The sequence below is a fragment of the Moorena bouillonii PNG genome, from assembly GCF_001942495.1.
Classification (GTDB): domain Bacteria; phylum Cyanobacteriota; class Cyanobacteriia; order Cyanobacteriales; family Coleofasciculaceae; genus Moorena; species Moorena bouillonii.
Genome location: NZ_MKZS01000001.1, coordinates 4,928,584 through 4,936,001 on the forward strand (window position 1 = coordinate 4,928,584; position 7,418 = coordinate 4,936,001).

Annotated in this window: 5 protein-coding genes; 4 read left to right on the forward strand and 1 reads right to left on the reverse strand. The window is 45.8% G+C overall.

The genetic code is table 11. The features are described from left to right. Positions 1–232: 232 nt before the first annotated feature. A complete protein-coding gene (locus tag BJP37_RS19975; protein ID WP_075901380.1) occupies positions 233–2,764 on the forward strand; it encodes a DNA gyrase/topoisomerase IV subunit A in 2,532 nt (843 codons plus the stop codon). Here BJP37_RS19975 and BJP37_RS19980 read toward each other — a convergent pair. After that, a complete protein-coding gene (locus BJP37_RS19980) occupies positions 2,733–3,521 on the reverse strand; it encodes a response regulator transcription factor (RefSeq protein WP_330359445.1) in 789 nt (262 codons plus the stop codon). The genes BJP37_RS19975 and BJP37_RS19980 overlap by 32 nt on opposite strands. Before the next feature lie 207 nt (positions 3,522–3,728). Here BJP37_RS19980 and BJP37_RS19985 point away from each other — a divergent pair, with 207 nt between their 5' ends. The 3 genes from BJP37_RS19985 to BJP37_RS19995 all read left to right on the forward strand — a co-directional run bounded on the left by BJP37_RS19985 (position 3,729) and on the right by BJP37_RS19995 (position 7,129). Beyond that, positions 3,729–5,069, forward strand: a complete 1,341-nt coding sequence (locus tag BJP37_RS19985; protein ID WP_075901382.1) for an adenylosuccinate synthase — start codon at positions 3,729–3,731, stop codon at positions 5,067–5,069. 195 nt (positions 5,070–5,264) lie between these two features. Next, positions 5,265–5,816 carry a 50S ribosomal protein L25/general stress protein Ctc gene (locus tag BJP37_RS19990; RefSeq protein WP_070393929.1) on the forward strand — a complete coding sequence of 184 codons (552 nt, stop codon included), beginning with the start codon at positions 5,265–5,267 and terminating at the stop codon, positions 5,814–5,816. 293 nt (positions 5,817–6,109) lie between these two features. Beyond that, positions 6,110–7,129: an adenosine kinase gene (locus BJP37_RS19995; RefSeq protein ID WP_075901384.1), complete on the forward strand. Its 1,020-nt coding sequence runs from the start codon at positions 6,110–6,112 to the stop codon at positions 7,127–7,129. Positions 7,130–7,418: the final 289 nt, after the last annotated feature.

The following is a 7,418-nucleotide window of genomic DNA, read 5'->3' on the forward strand; positions in this document are numbered from 1 at the left end:
CACCCGTCAGCCGTCAGCCGTCAGCCGTCAGCTTATTTTATTCAATAGCTCAGAGCTGATAGCTGATAGCTGATAGCTGATAGCTGATAGCTGATAGCTGATAGCTGAAGAAAAAATTCTCAACTCCAGATCTTCCCTATCTTTTCGAGTACCGTAGCCTTAACGAGCGTGCAATTTCCCTATACCCTAAACCCCAACACCCTGTTGTCAATTCTGCATTGGAGGATTTTTGATGGCAAAACAGCTGAACCTACTGGAAAACAGTAATGTCATTCCCACAGCCCTACATTTGGAGATGCAACGCTCATATCTTGAATATGCCATGAGTGTGATTGTGGGGCGTGCTTTACCTGATGTCCGTGATGGGCTTAAGCCTGTACATCGACGTATCCTATATGCGATGCACGAATTAGGGTTAACCCCAGATCGACCATACCGCAAATGTGCTCGTGTGGTTGGGGATGTGTTGGGTAAATATCACCCCCACGGTGACCAAGCGGTGTATGAAGCGATGGTGCGGTTAGTCCAGGACTTTTCGACCAGGTATCCCCTCCTTGACGGTCATGGCAATTTTGGTTCGGTGGATAATGATCCACCAGCAGCCATGCGTTACACTGAAACCCGACTTTCTCCGGTGGGCGCGCAAGCCCTATTGTCAGAAATTGGGGAAGCAACCGTTGATTTTATCGACAACTTTGATAGCTCCCAGCAAGAGCCAGTGGTACTCCCGGCACAATTACCAATCTTGTTGCTCAATGGTTGCTCTGGCATTGCTGTGGGCATGGCAACCAATATTCCTCCTCACAATTTGGTAGAGATAGTAGATGGCTTGATTGCTCTGATTGACCGTCCCGATTTAGCAGATGAAAAACTCTGGAAATTAATTCCCGGACCCGATTTTCCCACTGGGGGGGAAATTGTGGCAGCTGAGGGGATTCGGGATGCCTATACTACCGGTCGTGGCAGTATACCGATTCGAGGCATCACTAAGCTTGAAACCATTCAAGTCGGTCGAGGGAAACGGGGGCAACGCAGGGCAATTGTAGTGAGTGAGTTGCCCTATCAGGTGCATAAGGCCGCCTGGATTGAAAAAGTGGCAGCGTTGGTCAATCAAGGGCGTATAGAAGGGATTAGCGATATCCGAGATGAAAGCGATCGCGAAGGGATGCGGGTGGTGGTGGAACTCAAACGAGATGCTCAGCCATCAACGGTTCTCCAGCAGTTGTATAAGCAAACCCCCCTGCAAACAAACTTTGGTGCTATCCTGCTGACCTTGGTAGATGGACAACCCCGACAACTTACCCTGCGGCAGTTGTTAGAATCATTTATTACCTTCCGAGAACAGACTCTAACCCGGCAATATACTTATGAGCAGTCCCAGAAAGAAACACGTCTTCACCTGGTAGACGGGTTACTGGCTAGCCTGAATCAGCTGGATGCCATGATTGACATTCTCAGAAATGCTCCTGATGGTAGCACTGCTAAGCTTTCCCTGCAAAACCAGTTAAACTTAAGTGAAATCCAGGCTGACGCAATTCTGGCCATGCCCATGCGACGGCTAACTGGCTTAGAACGAGAAAAGTTAGAGACCGAGCGTGAGGAACTTTCCCAGCGCCTGGAACAGCTTCACCAATTACTCAATGATCGGCGGGAATTGCTCAAAGCCCTCAAGAAAGATTTGCGATCGCTTAAACGCAAGTACGGTGATCCTCGCCGTACCATAATAAACTCTATTGCTTCAACTGAAAAACAGCTAGAACAACCGACAACTCCTCAACCCAGGAGTAGGAAATCTGCTCAACCCCAAAAAACTCCTGATACCCTACCTAATGCTCCAACTGAGCCAGAACAAACACTTCTAGAATTTACCTCTCACGGGTATGTACAGCGGCAAAGTGCCACAACACAGCCAAAATTCCCCAAGTCCATTAAACAAGGGGAGGACTTTATAGTTGAGGCTCAGCTGCTGCTCACCACACAAGAATTAATGGTAATCACTGGTTCTGGCAAAGCCTACCCAGTCAAAATTAGAGATATTCCACCAGCAGCTGGACGCAAGCAGGGCATTCCCTTGGTAAAGTTGCTGCCAAATTCGGCTCAATCAGAAACAGTTGTGGCTCACTTTAGGGTGCCAGATGACCTAGAAAAATTCACCCTAGTGTTGCTGACTCACCAAGGTAAAATTAAGCGTGTATCAGTGTCTGAGTTGACAAAACTAACGAACCGTGGTATGTTGCTTACCAAGTTCAGAAATGAAGATCAGCTACTGTATGCCAACCTGTTTACTAATACAGCTGCACAAGTGGTGGTAGCAACTAGTAATGGACGGCTGTTGCGCTTTGAGATTAATGACAAACAGTTACCCATTATGGGACGCAGCGCTCAAGGTAATCAAGCCTTACGGCTAAAGGGTAAAGAAAAGCTGGTTGGCTGTGCTGTGCTAGGGGAAGAGGAAAACCTCTTACTGGTGTCTGAGCAGGGGTATGGAAAGCGCCTCCCCGTGCAGGCGATCAGGTTGGCTAATCGGGGAGACCTGGGAACTCAAGCGCTACAGTTTAAAACCGCTAAAGATGGTTTGGTCAGCATGGTTAACGATTCCATTGCCAGTGAGGTCATGGTAGTCACTTCCGTCGGCGGTAAGCGTTTAGCTATGGAATCGGTGCCGATTTGGGGAAAAGATGGCACAGGGGATCCCATTGCCAAACTCAATCCGGAGGAAAAAATCATTAGTGTTACTCCTCTGGTTCAGGAGTTAACTGTTTAACTGGTTCAGGAGTTAACTGTTTAACTGGTTCAGGAGTTAACTGTTTAACTGGTTCAGGAGTTAACTGTTTAACTGGTTCAGGAGTTAACTGTTTAAGGCGATATCCCACACTGTGAACGGTTTCAATCAAATCTCTGGGTGCGCCAGCTAATCTCAGTTTGCGCCTCAAACTTTTGATGTAAGCGTTGACCGTCTCCTCTTCGGGAGGGTTTTCAAAAGACCAGACGTGCTCGATAATTACACTACGAGTCAGTACCCGCCGACCGTTGCGCAGGAAAAATTCGAGTAAACTATACTCCTTACGGGTAAAGTGGATAAGTTGGTGATCATAGCTTACTTCATAGGTACTCGGGTCAAGACGCAAATCGCCCCACTTAAGCACTGGTGGTGCGATAGATTGACCTCGACGCAGCAGAGCCCGAATCCGCGCAAATAATTCTGGTAAGTCAACGGGCTTAACTAGATAATCATCAGCCCCTGCATCTAGACCCTTGACTTTATCATTAGTGGTATCACGACCCGTCAACATTAGAATCGGCATTTGATTGCCTTGGGCTCGCAATTTTCGACAAACACCAAAGCCATCGAGCTTGGGCAGAGTCACATCTAGGACCATCAAATCATAATCAAGCATTTGGGATTGCTGGCAAGCAATTTCGCCATTGGTAACCATATCAACCACATAACGTTGGTTGGTGAGGGCTTCGGATAAATTTTCAGCAAGGAGAATATCATCTTCCACTAACAAAATTTTCATTGAAGAAGTTTTTTTGTTAAAAATGACTGATAAGAGTACATAGGTAAAGTCTAAAAGACATTGGAGTGGCGATTCTACGTCAAGACTAACTTATGTTACTCTCGTTCCTCCAGTTTCTGGGTAGATCACCAAGATTTAAGTTGACAGTAGTCACAACCACTGTTCATAATTATCAGGTGGATAAACTTTAGCATTCAAAATAAACCCTTGGCTAACGTTGTTGTAATTGGTGCCCAGTGGGGCGATGAAGGAAAAGGCAAAATAACAGATCTGCTGAGTCGTTCAGCAGATGTAGTCGTCCGTTACCAGGGGGGCGTCAATGCTGGGCATACAGTTGTTGTTCAAGGTCAAACGTTTAAACTGCACCTGATACCTTCTGGAATTTTGTATCCGGATACAGAGTGTATTATTGGTTCCGGTACAGTTATTGACCCAGAAGTTTTAATTGCCGAACTTGACCAACTTGAAGCACTGGGCATTTCCACTAAAAATCTACTGATTTCAAACATAGCCCATGTCACGATGCCTTATCATCGATTGATTGACCAAGCATCGGAAGAGCGCCGGGGTAGGCAGAGAATTGGTACCACGGGTCGTGGCATTGGTCCGACCTATGCGGATAAATCAGAGCGTGCTGGTATTCGGATCATTGACCTGATGGATCCGGAAGTATTGGTAGAAAAATTCACCTGGACGATTAATTATAAGAACGCTATTTTAGAGAAGCTCTATAATCTAGCGCCGTTAGACCCAGCTGTTGTGATCAAGCAATACCAGGAGTATGCTGAACGGCTAAGCTCTTATGTGGTCGATAGTTCCTTGAAGATTTATGGGGCGATTGAGCAAAAACGCAATATTCTGTTTGAAGGCGCTCAAGGGACACTGCTAGATTTAGATCATGGCACCTACCCCTATGTCACCTCTTCCAATCCAGTGGCTGGCGGAGCTTGTGTGGGTGCTGGTGTAGGACCGACAATGATTGATCGGGTGATTGGTGTGGCAAAAGCTTACACAACCCGAGTCGGAGAAGGACCGTTTCCCACAGAGATCCACACTCGAGAAGGAGAGTTACTTTGTGAGCTAGGATCAGAATTTGGGACAACCACCGGTCGCCGCCGCCGTTGTGGCTGGTTTGATGCCGTCATTGGTCGCTATGCTGTTAGGATTAATGGTCTTGACTGTCTAGCGATCACCAAACTGGATGTACTCGATACCTTTGAAGAAATTAAGGTGTGCGTCGCCTATGAAATTGACGGTGAAATCAGTCGGGAATTTCCTAGCAGTACTAGCGTTTTTTCCCGATGCCAGCCTGTTTACAAAACCCTATCCGGTTGGCAAACATCTACTGCTGAATGTCGGTCTTTAGAGGATTTACCAAAGGAAGCCTTGGATTATCTTAAATTCCTGGCAGAACTGATGAAAGTTCCCATTGCGGTGGTTTCCTTAGGAGCCAGCCGTGACCAGACAATTATTGTCGAAGACCCAATCCACGGTCCAAAGCGAGCACTATTGGATGCTAGCGGTACACCGATAACTTCGGGAGTTTGAGGTGGTCAGGGTGTTAGGGCCTCAAGGCGTCAGGGCATCAGTTGGAGAGTTTAAATGTCACCAGTTTCCGATTCGATTAAACACCCTGACTTACCATTTAGGTCAGCACCTCCCTCGGTGGCGGAATCGACCGGTAGCTGACCAATAATCGCCATTAAATTGGCTACGTTATCTCGAAGAGTTAAAGTCCTACCGATGAATGTTACTGTAGAATGTCAAAAGCGACCAGAAGGTAGTAAGCCGAGAGCCTTACGCCGTTCTGGCTTGATTCCCACCGTACTTTACGGTCACAATGGTGCAGAATCTGTATCTCTAACTATGACGGCTAAAGCAGCAGAAGACTTGCTTAAAACAGCCTCGGTGAATAATACCCTGATAGAGCTCTCTATTCCTGACCTTTCCTGGAATGGTCCAGTTCTGCTGCGGGAGATACAATCTCATCCTTGGAAAAATTCCCTGTACCACCTCAGTTTTTTCTCGGTGGCTTCTCAAAATAAAGTAGAGGTCGTTGTACCTCTGAAGCTAGTGGGAGAAGCGGTAGGAGTTAAGCAAGGTGGGGTTTTGCAGCAAAGGCTTACAACAGTAAAAGTGCAATGTCCCCCAGATAAAATTCCCGAAAGCATTGATATTGATATATCAAATTTGGAACAGGGTAAGATGTTCTACATTTACGAGTTAGTCTTGCCAGAAGGGATCCAGGTTATGGATGATCCTAAATTAAGTGTTCTTGCTATCACGTCTAAATAAAGCGTTGCACAATACAGGTAAGCATTAAGCTATCAGCCGTGAGCTTAATCCTTACCTTAAATCATATTTGTTAATTGCCGATTGACCAGTGATAATTTTCACTGATAATTTTCACTGATAATTTTCAATTGATGAATAATAGTCCATGATAAGTATTGAACCGAAAACAATATCATTACTTTATACGGCAATGATAGAGCAATGATAGGTTGGTTATAGTTGTCTGAAAAGCGCCAGGGTAGAGTTCAAATTTCCCTGGCTTTTTTGTGAATGATTAGTGGGATTGGAAGAAAATGACAGAAAACTCTCAACAGTCAAGACCTATTGATGTCTTTGGTGTCGGAAATGCTTTAGTCGATATTCTGGCACTGGTGGATGATGATTTTATCCGGGAAAATGACCTGAATCGAGGGGCAATGACTTTGATGGATGCCCAAAAGCAGGCTATGATTCTACAAAATCTTGAGCATGTTTCTCTGGAACTGAGCTCAGGAGGCTCGGCTGCTAATACTATGATTGCGATCGTTCAAAGTGGTGGTAAAGGCTTCTATTCAGGTAAAGTCTCTAGAGATACCAATGGGGAATTCTACCGACAAGACTTATTGAAGGCAGGGATTCAGTTTGATGTGCATCCAGCTGAGCTATCTAATGGTCCGACTGGTACCTCTGTGATTCTAACTACCCCTGATGCTGAGCGTACTATGTGTACTCATCTGGGAGTATCTACTACTTTGGCTCCTACTGATATTGATGTAGAACGACTCAGCCAATGCAAATATAGCTACGTTGAGGGCTACCTCTGGACGGGGGATGACACTCGCAAAGCTTGTATTGAGGCGATGGAACAGTCCAAGCTTAAAGGAGTAAAGAGTGCTTTTACCTTTTCCGACTTCTTTCTAGTAGAGAATTTTGCTGATGATTTCCGTCAGCTGATTACAGATTATTGTGATGTGGTCTTCTGTAACGCGGCAGAAGCACGCCACTTCTGTGGAGTGGAATCCTTGTCTGATTGTGCTGGTAAAATAGGCGAGTTAGTGGATACAGCTTTTATCACTGATGGTCCTAATGGTTGTTTAGTGGCGGAAAATAAAACAATTTTCGAGGTGCCTGGATTCCCAGCTAAGGCCGTGGATAGCGTAGGAGCTGGTGATGCCTTTGCGGGTGGTGTGTTGTTTGGACTCACCAATGGTTTGACCACTAAGCAAGCAGCACGTTGGGGAAACTATTTTGCTTCAAAAGTAGTACAAACTTATGGTCCACGTCTGGAGGGATCTCAGGCTGAGTCTGTCAAGGAAGTTGTTGGTACCGATTAAGCTATTTTGTAGAGCAGTTTTCAATTGGGTGAGGTGCATATTCCTGGGTTTTAGGGAACAGGGAACAGGGAACAGGGAATAGTAAACCACCCCTAACCCCTCCCAGGAGGGGAATAGTGAAAAAATCCTGTGTACCTCATAGTTATGAAAAACGCTGTAGTTTAGTTGATTGCTTTTGTGTTCACGGTTGACGATTGACGCTTGAGGATTAATAGTTGACAGTCAATCGTCAACCCTACATTCCGCAGGTTGGAGGGGAGAGCTATGGTATTTTTAAACCATGAAACCA